Genomic DNA, 22,185 nt, shown 5'->3' with positions numbered 1-22,185 from the left:
GCGATGCCGATATAGATATGGCTCTGTAAATAGAAAGGCATGCTTAATTATCTCTGATCGGGTCTTTCGGCCCTGATTAGAGATAATTTTTATTGTGGAGGAGTGGTGGATTAAATCGATCCAGCCAAGTTTCAAAGAACGTATCTGGAAAAAAGTTTGTGGCCTGTCTGGAGGTGAACCATGAAAACAGAAATGATAAGCAGTAAAAACGACTACCTGATTCCCTGTTCCCATACGCTGACCGGAAATGAGCAGAAAGCAGTAATCATTGCTCACGGCTTCGGCAGCAGCAAGGAAAGCCCTACGGCCAAGATGCTAGCCGAAGAACTGCCAAGAAAGGGTATTGGGACTCTGGCCTTTGATTTCCCTGCCCATGGAGAAAGCCCAGTGGACGGAATGGAATTAACGCTGACTCACTGTATAGACGATCTGGCTGCGGCAGAACAGCGGGCTTTGGAGCTGACCGGACATGGGGAAATCTGTTACTTCGGATCCAGCTTCGGCGCGTATACTACGCTATTGTATTTGTCCCTTCGGCCTCATCTGGGGAAGAAAGCATTTCTGCGCAGTACCGCAGTGGAGATGCCAAAGCTGATCCGCCCAAGTACAGGAGAAGAGCGGCGCGCTTTAGACAGAGACGGGTTTTTAATGGTAGACCAGGATTACCTGCGCCCGCTCAAGCTGACCAAGACTTTTTTCGATGAGCTGGATGCCCATGACTTGTTCGATCTTTACCAGCCGGAGTCAGCCCGGCTGGGCATGGTCCATGGCAGCAAGGATGAAACTGCTTCGCCGGAAGCAGCCGTAAAATTTGCCCGGACATTCGGGGCAGAACTGACCTTGATACCAGAGGGCGATCATCGTCTTTCGCAGCCGGGAATGGCGGAAAAAGTTTTGAAGCTTGCAGAATCATTTTTTGAATTGTCTAACTTTTAACAATTGCATTGACAAAGGTCGGCAAACACTGCTACAATGCAGTCGGATATTAGGGAAGCGGGGGAAGTTTCAGTTCTGCCGCTTTTATTTTTTTGCGCAAGCGCGAAGGAGGAACCCATGAAGATAATCGATCAATCCGTATACAAGTTTTCTAAAAACAACAACCCTTTTACAGATGCAGATCCGGGAGAACTGCTGCTATTCAAGACCATGGATTGTTTTTCCAACAGGTTGAAAACAGAAGCGGATTTAATCACCGATCTGGCTTACAGCTACGATGTGGCCAACCCGGCCGCAGGTCCTGTTTACATTAACGGCGCTCAGCCGGGAGACGTGCTGGCGGTGGATATTTTAGATGTGCAAGTAGCCGGCCAGGGCGTTATTTCCACCAGCGAGGGCTGCGGGCCGCTCTGCGAAGATATGGAGATCCGTACCCGAGTGGTAAAAATCAAAGATCAAGTAGCTGAATTCAACGGCGTCAGGTTTCCCATCGATCCCATGATCGGTGTAATCGGCACTGCTCCTGACGGAGATGATGTGATTGACGGCTATCCGGGGAATCACGGCGGTAATATGGACAGTAAGATCATCAAAAAAGGCGCGCGAGTTTACTTCCCCGTCAGAGTGGAAGGGGCGCTGCTCCAGCTGGGCGACGTTCATGCGACCATGGGCGATGCCGAGCTGTGCGGAACGGGCATAGAAATTCCGGCAGAGGTGCTGGTCAAGGTTTCTTTGATCAAAGACTTCGAACTTCACTGGCCTGTGACTGAAACCGCCACCCATTGGTATGTCAACGCCTGCGCCCATGAATTCCCGGAGGCACTTAAATACGCCTCTGAGGAACTGCAGAGACTGCTGATGAACGTGACAGGATGGGACAAGACGGATACCTATATGTACATGTCCGTGCAGAGCGATGTGGCCATCAATCAGGCATGCGTCCCCTGTGAAGTCGCGATGATCCTTCGCTTTGGAACACCCAAGCTGCCTCAGTTCAAACCGCTGATCGGCTAAGGCCGGACCGCGTTTTTATAACAATTATTATTATTTTAAGGAGAAAAGAGACATGAGTGACCAACAGCAAAACAAAGGCAATGTTGAGCAGTTCGGCTACAAACAGGAGCTGAAGCGCGCCCTGTCCCTGCGCGACGTTGTTCTTTACGGCGTATTGTTTATGGTAATCATTGCGCCCCAGTCCATTTTCGGAGAAATCCAGGTGGCAAGCGGAGGTATGACGCCGCTTGTTTACATCGTAGGCTTTGTTGCCATCAGCTTTACAGCCCTCAGCTATATGAGGATGAGCAACAAATTCCCCATCGCAGGTTCCGTCTATGCCTATGTGCAAAGAGGGATCAACCCCCATGTGGGCTTTATCGGCGGATGGCTGATTCTGCTGGATTACCTGTTCGTGCCATCCCTGCTTTACACTATGGTTGCCAATTGGGGCGTGGAGCTGATTCCAAACAGTCCGTGGTGGCTATGGATTCTGGTATTCGTTATCTTTAACACCATCGTCAATGTCCGGGGAATGGAAATGACCAAGGGTGTTGATTGGGTAATGTTTGTCATGGAAATTGTAATTTTGATCGTGTTCATCTATCTGGGCTTTAAATATGTCCTGGGCGGAGGCGGCTTCGGCCACATTGCGCCGGATCCCTTCTATCAGCCTGGAAAAGTTGACGCTCACTTTATTGCTTCCGCATGCTCCATCGCATGTTTGTCCTTCTTGGGATTTGATGGTATGAGTACACTGGCGGAAGAAACCATTCATCCGGAAAAAAATATCGGAAAAGGGATTATTATCGCATTATGTACCATTGTCGTGGTTTTCGTACTGCAGACTTATGTTGCGGCACTGATCCTGCCCGATTGGGAAAATACCGATTTGGCTACCGGATTCTTTGATGCAGCAGCCCTGGCAGGCGGCGAAGTGTTCAGAAAAATCCTGCTGGTTGTAAACATCATCGCCATCGGCGTTGCCAACATTATGGCAGCTCAGACGGCAACCGCAAGAATGCTCTATGGTATGGGACGCGACGGCGTTATTCCAAGAATCTTCGCCAAGATCCATCCCAAATACCAGACTCCGTACGTTGGCGCGATTATCGTCGGTGCTGCTTCCTGCGTGATTCCGCTGATCCTGAACATGTCGCAGCTGGTAAGACTGGTAAACTTCGGTGCACTGGCGTCCTTCGTGCTGCTCAACTTCGCCGTATTCCTCTACTTCTTCGTAAAAGAGAAGATGCGCAATTCCTTCGGCGATTTTGTCAAGTATCTGATCTGCCCGTGGCTGGGAATTCTGATCTTGATTTATGTGTTCACAGGCTTTGACAAAATGACTTATATCGTAGGTATTGTTTGGCTGATCGTCGGCCTGGTCATTGGAGCCATCAAGTCCAAGGGATATAAAGAGGTTCCAGAGGCCTTTAAAAATCTGGAAGTTTAAAGGATTGTGCAAGGCGGTCAGGAGCTGGAGCTGTAGGGGTTGCGGCAAACTCTTTGCCGCCGTGCTGGCTTGGAGATCGTCTTGGAGAAAAAAGAGCTTTGTACTGAGTGCTTCCCTGGCCCTCTATACGTCGGATATGGAAAATCTGACGCATGAGGGGCCGGGGCTCTTTTTATTACGGCTATTATCTCAAATCGGGAAAATTTTATTGAAAGGTTTCAGTTTTTACGCAATCCAATGGGTTTGCGGGGCCTGATACTGAGAAGAAGCAGGTTTTGCTGCTTCTGTCTGGTTTTGAGAGGGTGCAATCGTTGAAATTTGCGTAAAACCTGAATTTATTTTAGCTTTTTTCCCAAAAGGCTCTACTGCCTGCAATGAAAAAGTATGCGATGCATGGCATCGATCATAAAAAATCCCCCTTGGAAATTTTTTGCCAGTAGGGTATACTAAACTATCGGGCCAAATCAGGCCCCATTCAAACAGAGAGAGGGATGAACACATGATAGAATTGGAACAGATCAAAGCTGATCTGCCCGGCCTGAAAGGCAGGCTCAAAGAGGCAGGTGAGTCCCTTTGACCTGGCAGGTCTGAGGGATCAATTAAAAGGCCTGGATGAAAAGACACAGGCATCAGGCTTCTGGGACGACCACGAAAAGGCCCAGAAAGTCATGAAAGAAAAGAAATCCATTGAAAACAAAATCGAAGAATATGAAGCGCTGGCCACAGAGATCGAAGACGTGGAAGTGCTGATTTTACTTGCCGAAGAAGCGCAGGACGCTTCCATGACGAAAGAGATTCAGGACGCCTATGATGCGGCGGCCGAAAAGCTGGAAGAACTGCGGCTGGCCACGCTTTTGACCGGAGAATACGATAAAAATAACGCCATCATTTCCTTGCATGGAGGATCGGGCGGCACTGATGCCAAGGACTGGGCGGAAATGCTCTTCCGCATGTATGTAAGGTGGGCGGAGCGAAAAGGATACAAGGTTAAAATTCTCGATTACCAGGAAGAAAAGGAAGGCGGCATCAACAGCGCCACCGCAGTGGTGGAAGGAGACAATGCCTACGGTTATCTGAAAAACGAAAAGGGCGTCCATCGTTTGGTGCGAATTTCACCTTACGATTCATCCGGCAGAAGACATACCTCCTTTGCCTCATTGGACGTGATTCCGGAAATCGACGACGACACCACTGTGGAGATCGATCCGGACGATTTGCGGATCGACACCTTCCGCTCCAGCGGCGCCGGCGGGCAGCACGTCAATAAAACCGATTCCGCTATCCGCATCACCCATATTCCGACCAACATCGTGGTATCCTGCCAGAATGAACGGTCCCAGCACCAGAACCGGGAAGTGGCAATGAAACTGCTCCTGTCCAAGCTGGTGGAACTGAAGGAGCAGGAGCATAAAGAAAACCTCAAAGAGCTCCAGGGCGACTACAGTCAGATCACCTGGGGCAGCCAAATCCGTTCGTATGTATTCCACCCGTATACCATGGTCAAAGACCACCGGACAGGGGCGGAAGTTGGAAACGTGGGCGGCGTTATGGATGGTGACATCGACTATTTTATCAATGAAAAGCTCAAACAGAAAGAAAGGTAAAAGCAGGCTCTATGAACATTATCGAACAATTAGCAAAAGAATTTGAACTCAGGCTGCCGCAGGTGGAAAACACAGTAGCGCTCATTGATGAGGGCAACACGATCCCCTTCATCGCAAGGTATCGAAAGGAAGTGACCGGCGGCCTTTCCGACGTGACACTGCGAGATCTGGACGAACGTCTGACCTATCTGCGTAATCTGGAGGAACGTAAAGAAGAAGTCATTCGATTGATCGAAGAACAGGGAAAACTGACCGATGAGCTGAAAGCGAAAATTATAGAAGCCGAGGTTCTGCAGAGAGTTGAGGACCTGTATAAACCGTACAAACAGAAAAAAACTACCCGGGCGTCCAAAGCCAAAGCCAGGGGACTGGAACCGCTGGCCATGACCTTTTGGGCCCAGGAACTGGAAGAAGGAGCTGTCGAAGATTTGGCCCAGCCCTTTATCAATGAGGAACAGGAAGTTCCCGATGCCGCCGCAGCCATTACCGGGGCCATGGACATTCTGGCCGAAATGATTTCTGATGATCCGGAACTGACGGCAAAAATCCGTGAAAAAACCCAAAACAGCGGCTTAATCGTCACCGAGGCGGCAGACCCGGAAGAAAAGACGGTTTACGAAATGTACTATGAATATCAGGAAGCAATCAAAAAGATTCCCAACCACAGAATTCTGGCTATAAACCGAGGCGAAAAGGAAAAAAAGCTAAAAGTCAAAGTGACGGTTTTAGTAGAGGAGATGGAACAGCTGCTCCAGGAAGCGGTTATCACCAACCAGCGGTCCATTTTTACAGGTCTGCTCCAGGAAACCATCGCCGATGCCTATAAACGTTTGATGGCTCCGTCCATTGAGCGGGAGATGCGAAACATGCTTACCGAGCGGGCAGAACTGGAAGCGGTCAAGGTCTTTGCCAAGAACACGGAAAAGCTGCTGATGGTTCCTCCTGTAAAAGGGGCCAGGATCATCAGCATTGACCCAGGGTATCGTACCGGCTGTAAAGTCGCTGTGCTCAATGAGACCGGCAAACTGCTGGCCTATACAACCGTATATCCAACCCAGCCGAGAAACGATGTGGCCGGTACAGAAGCGACGCTGAAAAAGCTGGTGGATAAATACCGGATCAATGTGATCGTTATCGGCAATGGGACAGGCTCCCGGGAAACGGAAGAAGTAGTGGCCGGTTTTATAAAAAAGAATGGTCTGGACATCAGCTACACCATCGTCAATGAAGCGGGGGCATCGGTTTATTCCGCTTCCAAACTGGCAACTGAAGAATATCCGGATTTGGATGTCACCACCAGAGGCGCCATGTCCCTGGGAAGGCGGCTGCAGGATCCGCTGGCGGAACTGGTGAAGATCCCCACCAAAAGCATCGGCGTGGGGCAGTATCAGCATGACATCAATCAGGGACTGCTGGAGACGGCTCTTGATAATGTGGTAGAAGACTGCGTAAACCGGGTCGGCGTGGACTTGAATACGGCTTCCCCGTCCCTTTTGGCCCATGTGGCCGGCATCAACATGGGGATCGCCAAAAACATCGTTGCTTACCGGGAAGAACAGGGGTCCTTCATGGATCGAAAAGAACTGAAAAAAGTTTCAAAGCTGGGAGAAAAAACCTACAAGCAATGTGCCGGCTTTATGCGCATTTCCGAAGGCAGCAACCCGCTGGACGCCACTTCCGTCCACCCGGAATCCTATAAAGCGGCGGAAGCCATGCTGAAAAAACTCAAGATCGATAAGAAAGAGATCATTCGCGGCGGCGTGGCTGATATTGAGCAGAAAATCAGCGACCTGTACGCGGATCAGTTCAAACCCAAGAAGCCGGAAACCAGAGCAAAAGGTCTGGCCGCTCTGGCAGAACTGAGCAAGAAAAAGGATAATCCCAAAAAGAATCTGGGAAAAGCCATCGAAAAGCTGTCCCAGGAGCTGGAAATAGGATCGATGACCCTGAGAGACATCATCGAAGAGATCAAAAAGCCGGCCAGGGATCCCAGGGAGAATGCGCCTGCGGTCGTCTTCCGAAATGACGTTCGCAGTTTTGAAGATTTGGAAGAAGGTATGGAAATGATGGGTACCGTGCGCAATGTTGTTGACTTTGGCGCCTTTGTGGATATCGGCGTAAAAAACGACGGCCTAGTACACATTTCCCAGATGAGCAATAAGTTTATCAAGCATCCGATGGATGCAGTTTCAGTCGGTGATACGGTGAAGGTTAAGATTATCCAAATTGACCATGAAAAGCAGAAAATCGGACTGACCATGAAGCTGTAATGTATCCCGAGTGTATACAGTATTTATCCCGATACAAGGTTGTAATAAACGCTTAGATGTGTTAGTATTTTAACGATTAGTGCAGGTCTGCACTTTTACGTCATTTAGAAAAGGAGACGAGAAAAAATGCTAATTGAGACACTCAGTAACTTCTGGCAGGATACCGGCCTGGCTAACGTGGCATATCAAAATGTCATTATGATCGTGGTATCATTTATCTTCCTTTATTTGGCAATCAGGCATGGGTTTGAACCGCTGCTGCTGATTCCAATCGCTATGGGTATGTTATTATCCAACCTGCCAATAAGTGGTATGTTTATTGAGCATGCGGAGATTACATCATCGAACCAGCTATCCGATATTGGATTGCTGTCCATATTCTACGCGTTGAAACCAATCTTCCCTTCGCTGATCTTCCTGGGAGTAGGGGCGATGACCGACTTCGGGCCGCTGATCGCCAATCCAAAATCGTTGATTATGGGCGCTGCAGCGCAGTTTGGTATCTTCTTCGCGTTCTTTGCCGCTGTTATTCTGGGTTTCGATGCACAGGGTGCTGCATCCATTGGCATTATCGGCGGTGCGGATGGGCCGACTGCGATCTATCTGACCAGCAAGCTGGCTCCAGATCTCTTAGGACCTATCGCTGTAGCTGCCTATTCCTATATGGCTTTGGTACCGATCATACAGCCGCCAATTATGAAGGCGCTGACAACCAAAAGCGAACGGGTGATCAAGATGGATCAGCTGAGAGTCGTGAGCCAGAAAGAAAAGATTTTATTCCCGATTGTTGTTACTGTTCTCGTTGTTCTGCTCCTGCCGGCAGCAGCACCGCTGATCGGTATGCTCATGCTGGGCAACCTCTTTAAAGAATCAGGAAGAGCGGATCGACTTTCTGATACTGCACAGAATGCGATGATGAACATTGTTACCATACTGCTGGGTCTGGCAGTTGGAGCTTCCGCTACAGGAGCAACCTTTATCAAGGCTGAAACCTTGAAGATCGTCGTTTTGGGAATCTGCGCATTCGCAGTAGGAACTGCCGGTGGCGTTTTGATCGCCAAATTGATGAATGTACTTACAGGCGGAAAGATCAATCCTCTGATCGGTTCGGCAGGTGTATCAGCTGTACCGATGGCTGCCCGAGTATCGCAAAAGGTAGGCCAGCAAGAAAATCCTTCAAACTTCCTGCTGATGCACGCCATGGGACCCAACGTAGCCGGCGTAATCGGTTCGGCCGTGGCCGCTTCGGTAATGCTTTCTATGTTCGGTTGATCTCAGCTTACATATCGAAAATCTCTAAAATCATTTTTATACAAGAAAAAGCCTGTTGTCTTATGACAATAGGCTTTTTTCTGTTTGAGAGAGTATCCGGTCGTCTCCTTTTGTCTTGAAGGGGGCTTTCTTTATACGATCTTAATGCCAACGTACCCACCCTTAACCCCATTTTTATACCAAACCTCCTATAATGAAAATGAATTAAGAAATGAAATAAAGGAGGAAGAAACATGTCATTGATCATAAAGATAGTGGGCGTTTTAGGAATTGCCCTGCTCATCTATCTTAGCAAGGTTTTGCTTGGAGGTGACCAAAAATGAGCGGCGAACTGATACAAATGGGAATATACCTGGTTATATTAATCTTACTTGCAATCCCTTTGGGAGCTTACATGAGCAAGGTCATGAACGGAGAACACGTATTCCTTTCCAAGATACTGGTTCCTTGTGAAAATGCGCTCTACAAACTCATGAAAATCGACAAAAACGAAGACATGGGTTGGAAGAAATATGCCAAAGCAGCCGTCTTGTTCAGCGTATTTGGATTTATTATTCTTTTCCTGCTGAATCTTCTTCAGGGAAAGCTGCCGCTGAACCCGGAAGGCATTGGAGGAACTTCCTGGCATCTGGGATTTAACACGACGGCCAGTTTTGTAACCAACACCAACTGGCAGGCTTACTCGGGAGAGATGCAGCTCAGCTATCTGACGCAGATGCTGGGATTGACCGTGCAGAACTTCGTTTCTGCGGCCACCGGTATCGCAGTCCTATTTGCACTGGTCCGCGGATTTGTAAGAGTGAAAGAAAAAGGCATCGGGAACTTTTGGGTCGATATGATCAGAAGCGTTTTGTACATATTGCTGCCGCTGTCGATTGTTGTGACCATCGGTATCGCATCCCAGGGCGTTATCCAGAACTTTTCTGCTTATGAAGAAACGCAGCTTTTGGAGCCGGTAACCATGGAAGATGGAACAGTGATCGACAAGCAAGTCATACCAATGGGCCCGGCAGCCAGCCAAATTGCAATTAAACAGCTGGGTACCAACGGCGGCGGATTCTTTGGAGTCAATTCAGCCCATCCCCTCGAAAATGCCACACCGTTTTCTAATTTATTGGAAATGCTGTCGCTGCTTTTGATCCCGGTTGGACTATGTTTTTCTTTCGGACGAAGTGTGAAAGATAAACGGCAGGGGATCGCTCTGTTTCTGGCCATGGGCATTATGCTAGTGGCGGCTATGAGCGTAACAGGCGTTATGGAATTAAAAGGAACTCCCCAGCTGGAGGCAAACGGTGCGGTCAATATAACGGCCTCTGACGAATTAGTAGGCGGAAATATGGAAGGAAAGGAAGTACGGTTCGGACCGGGAACCTCCGCTACCTGGGCGACGTGGACGACTGCTGCGTCCAACGGTTCGGTCAATTCCATGCATGACAGCTATACGCCGATCGGCGGACTTGTGACGATGCTGCAGATGCAGCTTGGCGAAGTCATCTACGGCGGCGTCGGCTGCGGACTGTACGGAATGCTGGGTTTTGCCATCATTACTGTCTTTATCGCAGGGTTGATGGTTGGTCGAACGCCGGAGTACCTGGGCAAGAAGATTGAGCCATACGAGATGAAGATGGCGATGTTGGTCTGCCTGGCCACCCCGGTAGCTGTACTGGTAGGAACCGGTATTGCCTGCATCGTTCCATCGGTGGCTGACAGTCTAAACAATCCGGGTATGCACGGTTTCTCTGAGGTACTATATGCATACTCGTCGGGAGGCGGCAATAACGGTTCTGCTTTCGCAGGGTTCAATGCCAACACGCCCTTTGTAAACATAACGATCGGCCTGGTAATGCTGTTTGTACGGTTCCTGCCGATGATGGCAACACTGGCAATCGCAGGCTCTCTGGTGCAAAAGAAAAAAGTGGCCGAAAGCGTTGGAACACTACCGACATACAATGGGATGTTCATTGGTTTCCTGATCGTAGTGGTATTGCTGGTAGGAGCCCTCAGCTTCTTCCCCGCATTAGCGCTGGGACCCATCGCAGAGCATTTGCAGATGATTCTGTAATAGAAGGAGTGAGACTATGGATAATAAAAAGAAAGACGCATTTTCAAAGGGGTTGGCCTTACGAGCCATGAAAGATGCTTTTTCAAAATTAAACCCCAAAACACAAATTGAAAATCCGGTCATGTTTATCGTATATATAGCAGCTATTTTGACTTCAGGGCTGTTTATCGCGGCTCTGTGCGGGCTGTCCGACAATGCGCCGGGATTCATTCTGGCCGTGGCCATCATCTTGTGGTTTACGGTTCTCTTCGCCAACTTCGCAGAAGCCATCGCAGAAGGAAGGGGCAAAGCGCAGGCTGATGCGCTCAGAAGCGCGAAAAAAGACATTGCGGCTAAACGGCTCAGTGATATGAATGACAAATATCGATATGAGCAGATACCGTCTGCAAAGCTTCGTAAAGGGGATATTGTTTATGTTGAGGCGGGCGACCAGATTCCTGCGGACGGTGAAGTCATTGAAGGTGCCGCCTCAGTAGATGAGAGCGCGATAACCGGCGAATCGGCGCCGGTTATCCGTGAGAGCGGCGGAGACCGAAGTGCGGTCACCGGAGGAACCACTATAACATCTGACTCGTTGGTCATACGAGTCACAGCGGATCCGGGAGAGAGCTTCCTGGACAAAATGATTGCCATGGTAGAAGGGGCAGCGAGAAAAAAGACGCCCAATGAACTGGCTCTCCAGATCCTGCTGGTGGCACTGACGATTATTTTCCTGCTGGTAACCCTGTCTCTGTATACATTCTCAGATTTTGGTTTTGTCCAGGCGGGACTTGCAAATACAACATCTGTTACTGCCCTGATTGCGCTTTTGGTCTGTCTGGCACCGACAACGATCGGAGCCTTGCTCTCCGCCATCGGCATTGCCGGGATGAGCAGATTGAATCAGGCCAACGTACTGGCCATGAGCGGCCGGGCCATCGAAGCGGCCGGCGATGTGGATATTCTTATGCTTGATAAGACAGGGACCATTACCCTGGGCAACCGCCAGGCTAGCGAATTCATTCCGGTCAGCGGCATAACGATGGAAGAGCTGGCGGATGCGGCACAGCTTTCCTCGCTGGCCGATGAAACGCCGGAAGGCAGGAGCATTGTCGTACTAGCCAAAGAACAGTTCGGTATTCGGGAAAGAAACATGAATGAGCTCAATGCGGATTTTATCCCCTTTACGGCCAAGACAAGAATGAGCGGTGTAAATTACGGGGATAATGAAGTCCGCAAAGGCGCTGCCGACGCAGTAAAAGCTTATATCTTGGAACAGGGCGGAACTTACACGATGGAATGCGACCAAATCGTAACCAGGATCGCCAAAACCGGCGGTACGCCTCTGGTGGTGGCAAAGAACAAAAAAGTTCTGGGCGTTATTCACTTAAAGGATATTATTAAAAAAGGCGTTAAAGAAAAATTTGCTGATTTGAGAAAAATGGGTATCAAAACCATCATGATCACCGGAGACAACCCGGTAACTGCGGCTGCCATAGCCGCGGAGGCAGGAGTGGATGACTTCCTGGCGGAAGCTACTCCGGAAACCAAGCTGGATTTGATTAGAGATTACCAAAAGAAAGGCCATCTGGTGGCCATGACCGGTGACGGAACCAACGATGCGCCGGCTCTGGCTCAGGCGGATGTGGCCGTAGCAATGAACACCGGTACTCAGGCGGCCAAAGAAGCGGGCAACATGGTCGATCTGGATTCTTCACCGACCAAACTGATCGATGTTGTAAGAATCGGCAAACAGCTTTTGATGACCCGCGGTTCTCTGACCACATTCAGTATCGCCAATGATATTGCCAAATATTTTGCCATCATTCCGGTACTGTTTATAGGGCTGTATCCTCAGCTGTCGGCTTTGAACATCATGAATCTGGCAACCCCGGAAAGCGCTATCCTGTCAGCAATCATTTATAATGCGCTGATCATCATCGCCTTAATTCCGCTGGCCTTAAAGGGCGTTAAGTACAGAGAAGTTCCGGCCAGAAAGTTATTGTCGAGAAACCTGCTGATTTATGGCCTGGGCGGAATCGTGGCCCCATTTATTGCGATCAAGGTGATCGATATGATCCTGGCAGCCTTAGGGCTCATGTAAGGGAAGGGAGGAGAAGAAAATGACAAATCATAAATCGGTTGCGCTGCGGGCGCTGATTCTCATCGTGATCTTTACTGTGATCTGCGGGATTCTGTACCCAGTTGCTATGACAGGAATTTCGCAAGTGCTGTTTAAGGATAAAGCCAACGGCAGTATCATTGAAGTGAATGGAGTTAAATACGGGAGCGCACTGCTGGCGCAGCAGTTTACCGGAGATGAATATCTGTGGGGAAGACCAATGATGCTCAATACGGAAACGTTCTACGATAAAGACGGCAAGCCGCTCCTGTATGCTGGAGCCAGCAATAAGACGCCGGCCGGAGAAGAGTTGGAGCAGATGGTAAAAGAAAGAACCAAACAAATGCAGGATGCCCACCCGGATAAAAAAGGCGAGCCTGTCCCTGTGGACTTGGTCACCGTTTCGGGAAGCGGGCTGGACCCCCATATTTCTCTAGCCGCTGCCGAATATCAACTGGAGCGGGTAGCAAAGGCAAGAAATATGAGCATGGCGGACCTGCAGAAAATCATCGACAAATACACGACTGGCAAAACCTTCGGGGTTTTTGGTGAAAAAACAGTAAATGTTCTGCAAGTCAATCTGGCGCTGGAAGGAATTTTGTAAAGGATGTCTGGTTTGACATTTCCCAGAGCGGGGATTAGAATGATGATTAAGCAGTTTACAGCGAATAAGAGTCCGCTCCGGATTGGAGGGAGCGGCATGTATATAGAAACAAATGAGGTGACGAGAAGGTGACTGGTGAAAACGGGGATAAACGCATCAACCCCGATGCTCTGCTCCATAAGATCAATCAGCAGGAGCGGTCAAAAGGGAAGGGAAAACTGAAAATTTTCTTCGGATACGCGGCAGGTGTGGGCAAAACCTACACCATGCTGGATGATGCTCATACTGCTCAAAAACAGGGGATCGATGTTGTCGTCGGATATATTGAGCCTCATACCAGGCCGGAAACCATGGCTTTGCTTGAAGGGTTGGAAGTGCTTCCAGCCCTTGAGGTGCCTTATAAAGGGATGAGCTTGCGGGATTTTGATTTGGACGGGGCGCTGAAACGAAAGCCGGATTTAATCCTGGTAGATGAGCTGGCCCATACTAATGCGCCGGGGATGCGTCATACCAAACGGTATTCCGATATCGAGGAGCTTTTGGATGCCGGAATCGATGTTTATACTACGGTCAACGTGCAGCATATTGAAAGCCTGAACGATGTGGTAGCTTCCATCACTCAGGTAATCGTGCAGGAGCGGGTTCCGGACTATATCTTTGATGGGGCAGAACAGCTGGAACTGGTAGACATTGAGCCGGAAGAGCTGCTTCAGAGGCTGAGCGACGGAAAAATCTACAAAGAAAAGCAAGCGGAAAAAGCTCTGAATCATTTTTTCACCCAGGATAATCTGGTGGCGCTGAGGGAGATTTCTTTGCGTTATACGGCTGACCAGGTCAATCAGGAGCTGGAAACTATTAAAAATGCCAGAGCAGATGGCAGCCGCTATCAGATTAACGAACATATACTAGTCTGCATCAGCCCGTCTCCAACCAATGAAAATGTTATAAGGACAGCAGCCAGAATGGCCGGAGCTTTTCACGGCAGGTTTACGGCACTGTATGTGGAGACACCCAGGGACGAGAAATTGTCAGAAACAGAGAGAAAGCGGCTTCGGAAAAATCTCAAGCTTGCGGAAACTCTGGGGGCCAAGGTTTCATCCACTTACAGCGATGATATTCCTTATCAGATTGTAGAGTTTGCCAGAGTCAGCGGCATTTCCAAGATCGTCATGGGCAGGGCAAGAAGTAAGCGGTCCTTTGCCGGCATATCCTTCGGAAAGCCTACCTTTACCGATCGGATGATCAGTTTGGCGCCGGACCTGGAGCTCTTTGTAATTCCGGACCGAGAGGCCAAGCGCGCCCCCATAGAGAAAAAACCAGGCAAAAACTTTTCCCTTTCCGTTAAAGATTTGATGAAAATGCTTTTGATTATGGTGTTGTCCACCCTGCTGGGAGGACTGCTGCATACTATAGGCTTGCGGGAAGCGAATGTGATCATTATCTTCATTCTTGGAGTATTGATTACAGCCAACCAGACTACGGGCAAGTTTTATGGGGCTGCAGCTTCGGTAATCGGAGTACTCAGCTTTAATTTCTTTTTTACGGATCCCAAGTTTACCTTATACTCCAGCGCAGAATATCCGGTGACGTTCGTTATTATGTTGATTGCAGCCTTTATTGTCAGCACACTGACCAGCAGGGCCAAGAGTCAGGCGGTGGCATCAGCCCTCAACGTTTACCGGACCGATATTCTGTTGGATGCCAGCAGCCGCCTGCAGCATGCTCAGACCATCGATGATATAGTCATTGAAGCAGAACGGCAAATCTTTAAGATCGTCAGAGCTCCGGTAATCATTTATACGGTGGAAGAGGAACAGATTACGAACGTCTATTCCTATGATTCGGAAAAAGAGCGGCCGGTGGATGAAATCTATATGGACCATGATGAACAAGGTGTGGTAAACTGGGTGCTGAAGAATAAACGGCGGGCAGGAAAAGGCACAGAAACTCTTCCGGGAGCCAAATGCTTTTATATGCCCATCCGGGACAGGAATAACCAGGTACTGGCGATCGTGGGCATTGTGCTGAAAAGTGACAATCCTTTGGAAGACATGGACCGGTCCCTTTTGGCGGCGCTGATTGGAGAAATCGCCTTTGCTCTGGAAATCTACTATACAGCGCTGAAAAAGAACCAGCACGCCATGCAGGCGGAGAAGGAGCGGTTCCGGGCCAATCTGCTGCGGGCCGTTTCCCACGATTTGCGAACGCCTCTCACCAGCATATCAGGCAGCGCCAGTTCCCTGCTCTCCACGGAATTTGATGAAGAGACGAAGAACGCGCTAACCCAGGGAATCTATGACGATTCCATGTGGCTGATCAACTTGGTGGAAAACCTTCTTTCCATATCCAGGCTGGACGACAGCGGCATCGATGATCTGAAAAAAGAACCTCAGCTGGTGGAAGAGGTGATTACGGAGGCCCTGGCCCATGTAACCAGAAAATCGATAAGTCATCATATCGACGTGAAGGTGGAGGATCCGCTACTGATGGCGGAGGTGGATCTGACGCTCATCGTCCAGGTTCTGATCAACCTTGTCAACAATGCGGTGGAATACACGCCGGAGGGTTCCCATATTCGAATTTCCGCGTTCCAGCACAGCAGCGATGCGGTTGTAAGGGTTTCTGATGATGGGGGCGGAATCAGAGACGAAGATAAAGCCTCTGTCTTCAATATGTTTTTTACTGGCGGAAAGGGCAGCAGTGATTCACGAAGAGGGATGGGCCTTGGTTTGGCTCTGTGCAAATCTATCATCAACGCCCACGGCGGCGAGATTGTGGTCAAGGACAATCAGCCCAGGGGAACGATCTTTGAATTTACAGTACCATTAGCGGAGGTAAAAGCGGATGAAAACTTCAATTCTCATTGTGGAGGACGATAAAGCCATCCAAAATCTATTGGCAGCAACACTGGATGCCAATGCTTATCAATGTTACACAGCCGATGACGGGGAAAAAGCGATTTTTTACGCTACCGTCAAACGACCCGATATCATCATTTTAGATCTGGGCCTTCCCGACGTGGATGGAGTGGAAATTATTAAAAAGGTTCGTTCCTGGTCGGGATGTCCAATCATCGTGGTCAGCGCCAGAAGCGAGGATAAGGATAAGATTACGGCATTGGATGCGGGAGCTGACGATTATCTCACCAAGCCCTTCAGCATGGAAGAACTGCTGGCCCGCCTGCGGGTGGCCCAAAGGAAGATCGCAGCGCTAGGCCGGAACGCGTCCGCCGAGTCGCCTGTTTTTACCAACGGCGGGCTGACCATCGATTATGGAGCCGGCACCGTGTCCGTCGACGGGCAGCAGATCCACCTGACCCCCATGGAGTATAAGCTGATCTGTCTGCTGGCAAAAAATATGGGCAGAGTTTTGACCCACAGTTATATCCTCAAAGAATTATGGGGGCAGGCCTTTGAGAGCGATGTACCTTCCCTGCGGGTATTCATGGCAACCCTGCGCAAAAAGATCGAGAAGAATACGGCGGATCCCAAGTATATTCAGACCCACGTGGGTGTGGGGTATAAGATGCTGCAGGTGGAATAGCCGGTCGCAAATGGGAAAAAGATTGCGGCCATGGTAGCCAACCCCAAATCATTGGTAATCGTCGATTTGGATAACAACGATCAACCAATACGATATAATCATCAGTGGGATAGAGGTGGATGAACCTGGTAAATGTATTATTTCCAGAGAACAATTATCACAATGCAAGAAAAATTGCCTTTTGATTGATGCTGCCGCCGATGCGGGAAATGCGATAGAAGGCACAAGATACACGAGCATTGACATCCAATATATAAAGAAGATGATTTGTATTTTTACAAGGTTAACAACGTGCCTGCTATTTTCTACAAAAACGCCAGCGCTGATATCAGTCGTTCTTTTTGCAAGCATGTTTATAGCAGAGATGTGAAATGTTTCTATGAATTGGCAAGGTCGATCGCCGACAGATAAGGTGCCGGGGGTGGCCTGATTGTCTCAACACTGTGATTATTCCCTAATTGCAGTGTTTTTTCTTTGCCTGTATAATAAAATCAGTGAGGTATAAGATGCAGAACATATTAATTGTGGAAGACGATCGAGAACTGAATCAGGGGATCGCTTATGCCCTGGAAAAAGAAGGCTACTCCGTATCGGCGGCCTGTTCCATGAAAGAGGCGGAGCAGCGTTATCAAAGAGAAAGGACGGCGCTGGTCCTGCTGGATGTCAATCTGCCCGACGGAGAAGGCTTTTCCTTCTGCCGGCAGGTAAAGGAAAAAGGCGACACGCCGGTGATTTTTCTGACGGCCCGGGACCTGGAAGAGGACATGCTGCAAGGATATGAACTGGGAGCCGACGATTACATTACAAAGCCTTTTTCCATTCACGTTCTTTTAAAAAAAATCCAGGTGATTTTCAAGCGGACGGCAAAAAACGCCAAACAGCTGTTTGACGATGGATATCTGCGCATCGATTTTGCGCGGGCGCGGGCAGAAGCGGGAGGAGCGGAATGCATCATCACCCCGACGGAGTTTCGCATGTTAAAACTATTCATCGATCACAGCGGCCAGCTGATGACCTATTCTCTGATGCTGGACCAGCTCTGGGACTGCGGCGGCCAGTTCGTGGACAAACACGCTCTGGCGGTCAATGTGAACCGGCTGCGGCGCAAAATTGAAAAGGACGGGCATAAATATATTTCAAATGTGTATGGAATGGGGTACCAATGGCTGGATTAATTGGAGCAGTCGTAGGACTGGCGCTGCTTTCCGTATTTTTATGGATGCGGATGAGGCGGCTTAAAAAAGAGATTTACTCCTTTTCCGACCTCCTGGAAACCTGCCTGGATGAGATGATCCTCGGACAAAAGCTGGAAGAACCGGGTGCGCCCGGCGATTTTTTATGGGACAAAATCTATGGAAAGCTGGAACAGGTTTACCGCATACAACAAAGACAGAATGCTCAAAGCGCAGCGGAAAAAGAGCAGATGAAAGAATTGATCTCCGATATTTCCCACCAGACTAAAACGCCAATTGCCAATATGAAATTATATCTGGATATTATGAAGCAGGAGGCCGGCGGGGAAGAACGCCAAAAAGAATTTCTGCAGAAGATGGAGGGGCAGACGGAAAAACTAGACTTTTTGCTCCAGAGCATGGTGAAGATGTCCCGCCTTGAGACCGGCGTCATCGAGATTCGCCAGCGGCCGGATTATTTAAAGCCCACATTGGGGCGGGCGGTGGCGGCTGTGGTACCCAAAGCGGAAAAGAAGAACATACGCCTTTCCGTGGAATGCGGCGACGCGCTGCAGGTGAGCCACGACAGGAAATGGACGGAAGAAGCTCTCTTTAATATCCTGGACAATGGAGTTAAATACACGCCTGAGGGAGGAACCATTGACGTTTTCGTATCGGCGCAGGAATTCTTTGTCAAAATATCCATCCGGGATTCGGGAAAAGGCATCGCCGCGGGCAGACAGGCAGCAGTTTTTCAGCGGTTTTACCGGGAGCCGGAAGTCCACGACCAGGAAGGCATTGGCGTGGGTCTCTATTTGGCGAGAAAGATCATCACCCTGCAGAGGGGCTATATTCAAGTTCAATCCCAGGAAGGGCAGGGCGCAGACTTTCAGGTTTATCTTCCATATGACAGGGAAAAATCACAGTTCCGTGAAACTTTCCAGCTGTGAACAGTTTGTGATTTTTCGGCGTTATGCTTGTAGTAGGAAAGAAAGGAGAACGCAGCATGAAATCACCCATTGTACAGACACAAGCATTGAAAAAATACTACAAGCTGGGAAGTAATACGGTAAAAGCGCTGGATGGAGTGGACTTTTCCGTGAGAGAAGGAGAATTCGTCGCCATAGTAGGTAAATCAGGAAGCGGAAAGAGCACCCTGCTCCATATGATCGGCGGACTGGATAACCCGACCGAAGGAGAAGTTTACGTGGACGGACGCCGCCTTTCCAAGCTGAGCAAAGAGCAGCTGACCATTTTTCGCAGAAGAAAAGTAGGCTTTGTCTTTCAAAGTTATAACCTGGTGCCCGATTTAAACGTTTATGAAAATGTGGTTCTGCCCATTGAGCTGGACGGAGCCCGCATCGACCGCAGATTCGTCGATGGAATCCTGGAGCTGCTCAAATTGAGCGAAAAAAAGGAAGCCCTGCCGGGCACCCTCTCAGGAGGACAGCAGCAACGGGTTGCCATCGCCAGAGCGCTGGCGTCAAAACCGGCCATTATACTGGCCGATGAGCCGACTGGCAATCTGGATACGGCCACCAGTCACGATGTGCTGGGACTGCTGCAGGCAGCGGCCAAAAAATTTCAGCAGACCCTGATCCTGATCACCCACGATCAGGACATCGCCCAGCTGGCGGACCGGATCGTCCGCATCGAAGACGGAAAGATCGTGAAGGGAAGTGGCGGCTATGCTGGCGAATAATAACCGGGGGATCATTACAAGAATGGCCAAAAGCTCCCTTGCCGCCAATAAGCGTAAAAATGGAATGCTCATCATCCCGATTTCGCTGGCTTCCTTTATGCTCTTCAGCATCCTGACAGTTGGGGGAACATACTTTCGTATGCAGCAGATTCAGGAGATCCGCATGCAAGGGGCTGACTTCGGCGCCTACATTTATGGCGGGTTTACGGATGAACAAAAAAGTGTGTGTGAAGCAAATACAGATATTGAAAAAATCGGCGTTGAGGCGATGGCGGCCTGGGCGGAAAAGACTGCCGCCGACGATACGCTTCATACAGCCTTTCTATGGGCCGACGATACCATGTGGAAGGAGATGAAACGGCCTGCCATGGAGTGGGTAAAAGGCCGCTATCCAACCAAAGACAACGAAGTGATGGCTACCAAAGAGGCGCTGAAAGACTGCGGTTTGCAAAACCTTGGAATCGGGGATTCCTTTGAGATTACCTATGGAGACAAGCTGGGCAGCCATACCAAACGATTTACCATAACCGGCATGTGGGGCGGATACGGCGACAAGCGTATCTTCTACGTCTCAAAGTCATTTTTTCAAAAGTCCGGCTTTCAGCTTTCCGACTACGGACGAGGCTTCCTGTATTTAAAATTCCAAAGCTCTTTGGTAAGTCAGAAAACGCAGGATCAGCTTAAATCCAGCCTGGATTTGGGGCAGAAACAGCGGCTGATTTTTACTGCCGAAACCGCCTGGTCGATCCAGCTTCTTCTGGGAATGGCAGGGCTGATTCTCATTACCTGCCTGAGCGCATATCTGCTGGTCTATAACATTTTATCCTTGTCGGTTTCGGGAAATATCCGCTACTATGGACTGCTACGGACTGTGGGCATGACCGGCAGACAAATTAACGGTTTAATCAGAAAACAAATGCTCTTCACAGGGGCCATTGGAATGGCAGGCGGGTTTCTCCTGGGAGCGGCAGCCTCCTTTTTCCTCATACCGGCGGTGGTCAAAACCCTGGGAATCCGCCAGACTGATATTCAGATTGTCTTTCACCCGCTCATATTGCTCGCCGCTGTTCTTTTGGTGGGAGCAACGGTTTTCATCGGCAGCCGGAAGCCTGCCCGGATCGCTGCCGAAATTACACCAATGGAAGCTCTGGGGTACCGGGGCCTGTCCGGAAAAACGAAGGCGCGCAGGACCGGAAAGGGACAGATTGTTTGGCGAATGGCTAAAGACCAGCTGTTTAAAGATAAGAAGAAAACCTTTGTGGTGGTGCTCTCCCTTGCGGCAGCGCTGTCGGTATTCTTATGTCTGGCCACTCTCATCGCGAGCCACGGGCCGAGAACGATTGTATCCAACTACATGGACGCGGATCTTCTGATTAAAAACGATACCATTTGGAAAGAAGATCAAGGCCAATGGAAGCAGCTTATGGACGATGACTTTTTGTCCCAGCTGCCCGCCGGCGAGATCAGCCAGACGCATAAAATGCTTAATGCCGCCATCGCCGTCCCCTGGGAGCCGGACTTTTCCGATGGCTGGATGAAGCAGACCTATGACATGTGGATGGAAGAGTCTTATGAGAATGTGAGAGAGGATTATAAGCTGCATCCAGAAACATATTATTCCTATCTGACTGGGATTGATCAGGTAGAGTTCGAGTATTTAAATAGTACCTTGGATGAGCCGGTGGATGAAAAGGCCTTCCTGGAAGGAAAAACGTGTATCCTGTTCAGAAACGATCTGGACTTTAATCAAAAGGAGCTGCGCGAAAAACAAGTATCCTGCTTTCTGCTCGATCAGCGGGAAAAGTCCTGCTCCTTTGATATTGCGGGCCTGACCGACGACACCTATTATGCCATGCCTGGTCTTGGGCCTACCATCATTATCAGCGATGGATACTTTAAGCGCATTGTTGATAAGCCGCTGATTTCCAAGCTGACCATTCAATATCAGCAAGAATACGATGAAAACACCGAAGAACAGATTAAAAAGGCTATGAATACAAGCCCCAAACGTAAAGATTTTTCCTATGACTCCAAGCTTGAGGAGATGAAACAAGTTGAAAAGGCTCAAAACAATATGATGGGTATTGGTATGGGCATTACTGTGCTTTTGGCTCTAATCGGCATCATGAATTACATCAACACCGTTTGCGGAAGCATTCAAAACCGGCAGGTGGAGCTGGCGGTGATGGAAAGTGTAGGAATGACCGACCGGCAGACCAAGAAGATGCTGGTTCGGGAAGGCGTCCTTTATGCGGTACTTTCTTTGATGCTGACCGGGACTGCAGGGCTGGGGATTACCTATCTCATTTATCAATCTATGAATTATATAGGCATTGCTTTTTCAATTCCTGTTATTCCGGTTCTGATTATGATTGTAGTAATCGGGGCGATTTGTATTGCGGTTCCGCTGATCGCCTATCGGCATCTTTCGGGCAACCACTCCGTTGTCGAACGGATCCGGGGAAACGAGTAA

At 49.3% G+C, this 22,185-nt stretch carries 16 protein-coding genes; all 16 read left to right on the top strand.

Annotated elements, in window-relative coordinates:
• The first annotated feature begins 180 nt into the window (after nt 1–180).
• The gene (locus NIA71_RS09435) at nt 181–936 is read left to right on the top strand and encodes an alpha/beta hydrolase (protein WP_148396844.1); all 756 of its coding nucleotides are present in this window, start codon (nt 181–183) and stop codon (nt 934–936) included.
• Nucleotides 937–1,053: 117 nt separating this feature from the next.
• Nucleotides 1,054–1,950 (top strand): acetamidase/formamidase family protein, encoded by an 897-nt coding sequence (locus NIA71_RS09430; RefSeq protein ID WP_253020287.1) that lies wholly within the window; start codon nt 1,054–1,056, stop codon nt 1,948–1,950.
• 52 nt (nt 1,951–2,002) lie between these two features.
• The gene (locus tag NIA71_RS09425; protein WP_148396842.1) at nt 2,003–3,382 is read left to right on the top strand and encodes an APC family permease; all 1,380 of its coding nucleotides are present in this window, start codon (nt 2,003–2,005) and stop codon (nt 3,380–3,382) included.
• 499 nt (nt 3,383–3,881) lie between these two features.
• Nucleotides 3,882–4,986 (top strand): peptide chain release factor 2 gene (gene prfB / locus NIA71_RS09420; protein WP_148396841.1). Its coding sequence is split into 2 segments (ribosomal slippage): nt 3,882–3,956 and nt 3,958–4,986, totalling 1,104 coding nucleotides; the frame shifts between segments, so codons are not numbered across the junction.
• An 11-nt stretch (nt 4,987–4,997) separates the two neighbouring features.
• On the top strand, nt 4,998–7,256 hold the full coding sequence (locus tag NIA71_RS09415) for a Tex family protein (protein WP_253020286.1): 2,259 nt from the start codon (nt 4,998–5,000) through the stop codon (nt 7,254–7,256).
• Between the two features lie 126 nt (nt 7,257–7,382).
• Nucleotides 7,383–8,528 carry a sodium ion-translocating decarboxylase subunit beta gene (locus tag NIA71_RS09410; protein ID WP_148396839.1) on the top strand — a complete coding sequence of 382 codons (1,146 nt, stop codon included), beginning with the start codon at nt 7,383–7,385 and terminating at the stop codon, nt 8,526–8,528.
• Between the two features lie 319 nt (nt 8,529–8,847).
• Nucleotides 8,848–10,590, top strand: a complete 1,743-nt coding sequence (gene kdpA / locus NIA71_RS09405; RefSeq protein ID WP_148396838.1) for a potassium-transporting ATPase subunit KdpA — start codon at nt 8,848–8,850, stop codon at nt 10,588–10,590.
• Between the two features lie 16 nt (nt 10,591–10,606).
• Entirely contained in the window at nt 10,607–12,673 is a 2,067-nt protein-coding gene (gene kdpB / locus NIA71_RS09400) for a potassium-transporting ATPase subunit KdpB (RefSeq protein ID WP_253020285.1), read from the top strand.
• A 19-nt stretch (nt 12,674–12,692) separates the two neighbouring features.
• On the top strand, nt 12,693–13,295 hold the full coding sequence (gene kdpC, locus NIA71_RS09395; RefSeq protein ID WP_148396836.1) for a potassium-transporting ATPase subunit KdpC: 603 nt from the start codon (nt 12,693–12,695) through the stop codon (nt 13,293–13,295).
• A gap of 128 nt (nt 13,296–13,423) precedes the next feature.
• Nucleotides 13,424–16,174, top strand: coding sequence for an ATP-binding protein (locus tag NIA71_RS09390; protein ID WP_253020284.1), 2,751 nt, complete (start codon nt 13,424–13,426; stop codon nt 16,172–16,174).
• Nucleotides 16,140–16,838 carry a response regulator gene (locus NIA71_RS09385; RefSeq protein WP_148396834.1) on the top strand — a complete coding sequence of 233 codons (699 nt, stop codon included), beginning with the start codon at nt 16,140–16,142 and terminating at the stop codon, nt 16,836–16,838. Before NIA71_RS09390 ends, NIA71_RS09385 begins: the two co-directional genes overlap by 35 nt.
• Before the next feature lie 64 nt (nt 16,839–16,902).
• On the top strand, nt 16,903–17,208 hold the full coding sequence (locus NIA71_RS20060) for a hypothetical protein (RefSeq protein WP_367177914.1): 306 nt from the start codon (nt 16,903–16,905) through the stop codon (nt 17,206–17,208).
• A 136-nt stretch (nt 17,209–17,344) separates the two neighbouring features.
• A complete protein-coding gene (locus NIA71_RS09380) occupies nt 17,345–18,013 on the top strand; it encodes a response regulator transcription factor (RefSeq protein ID WP_253020283.1) in 669 nt (222 codons plus the stop codon).
• Nucleotides 18,001–18,960 carry a sensor histidine kinase gene (locus tag NIA71_RS09375; RefSeq protein ID WP_253020282.1) on the top strand — a complete coding sequence of 320 codons (960 nt, stop codon included), beginning with the start codon at nt 18,001–18,003 and terminating at the stop codon, nt 18,958–18,960. The genes NIA71_RS09380 and NIA71_RS09375 overlap by 13 nt, the downstream gene beginning before the upstream one ends.
• A gap of 56 nt (nt 18,961–19,016) precedes the next feature.
• A complete protein-coding gene (locus NIA71_RS09370; protein ID WP_148396830.1) occupies nt 19,017–19,712 on the top strand; it encodes an ABC transporter ATP-binding protein in 696 nt (231 codons plus the stop codon).
• A complete protein-coding gene (locus NIA71_RS09365; protein ID WP_253020281.1) occupies nt 19,699–22,185 on the top strand; it encodes an ABC transporter permease in 2,487 nt (828 codons plus the stop codon). The genes NIA71_RS09370 and NIA71_RS09365 overlap by 14 nt, the downstream gene beginning before the upstream one ends.

Source organism: Ihubacter massiliensis (assembly GCF_024125305.1).
Lineage (GTDB): Bacteria > Bacillota > Clostridia > Peptostreptococcales > Anaerovoracaceae > Hominibacterium > Hominibacterium faecale.
Note: the sequence above shows the minus strand (reverse complement) of the source record. Positions and strands in the feature narration are given on the sequence as shown.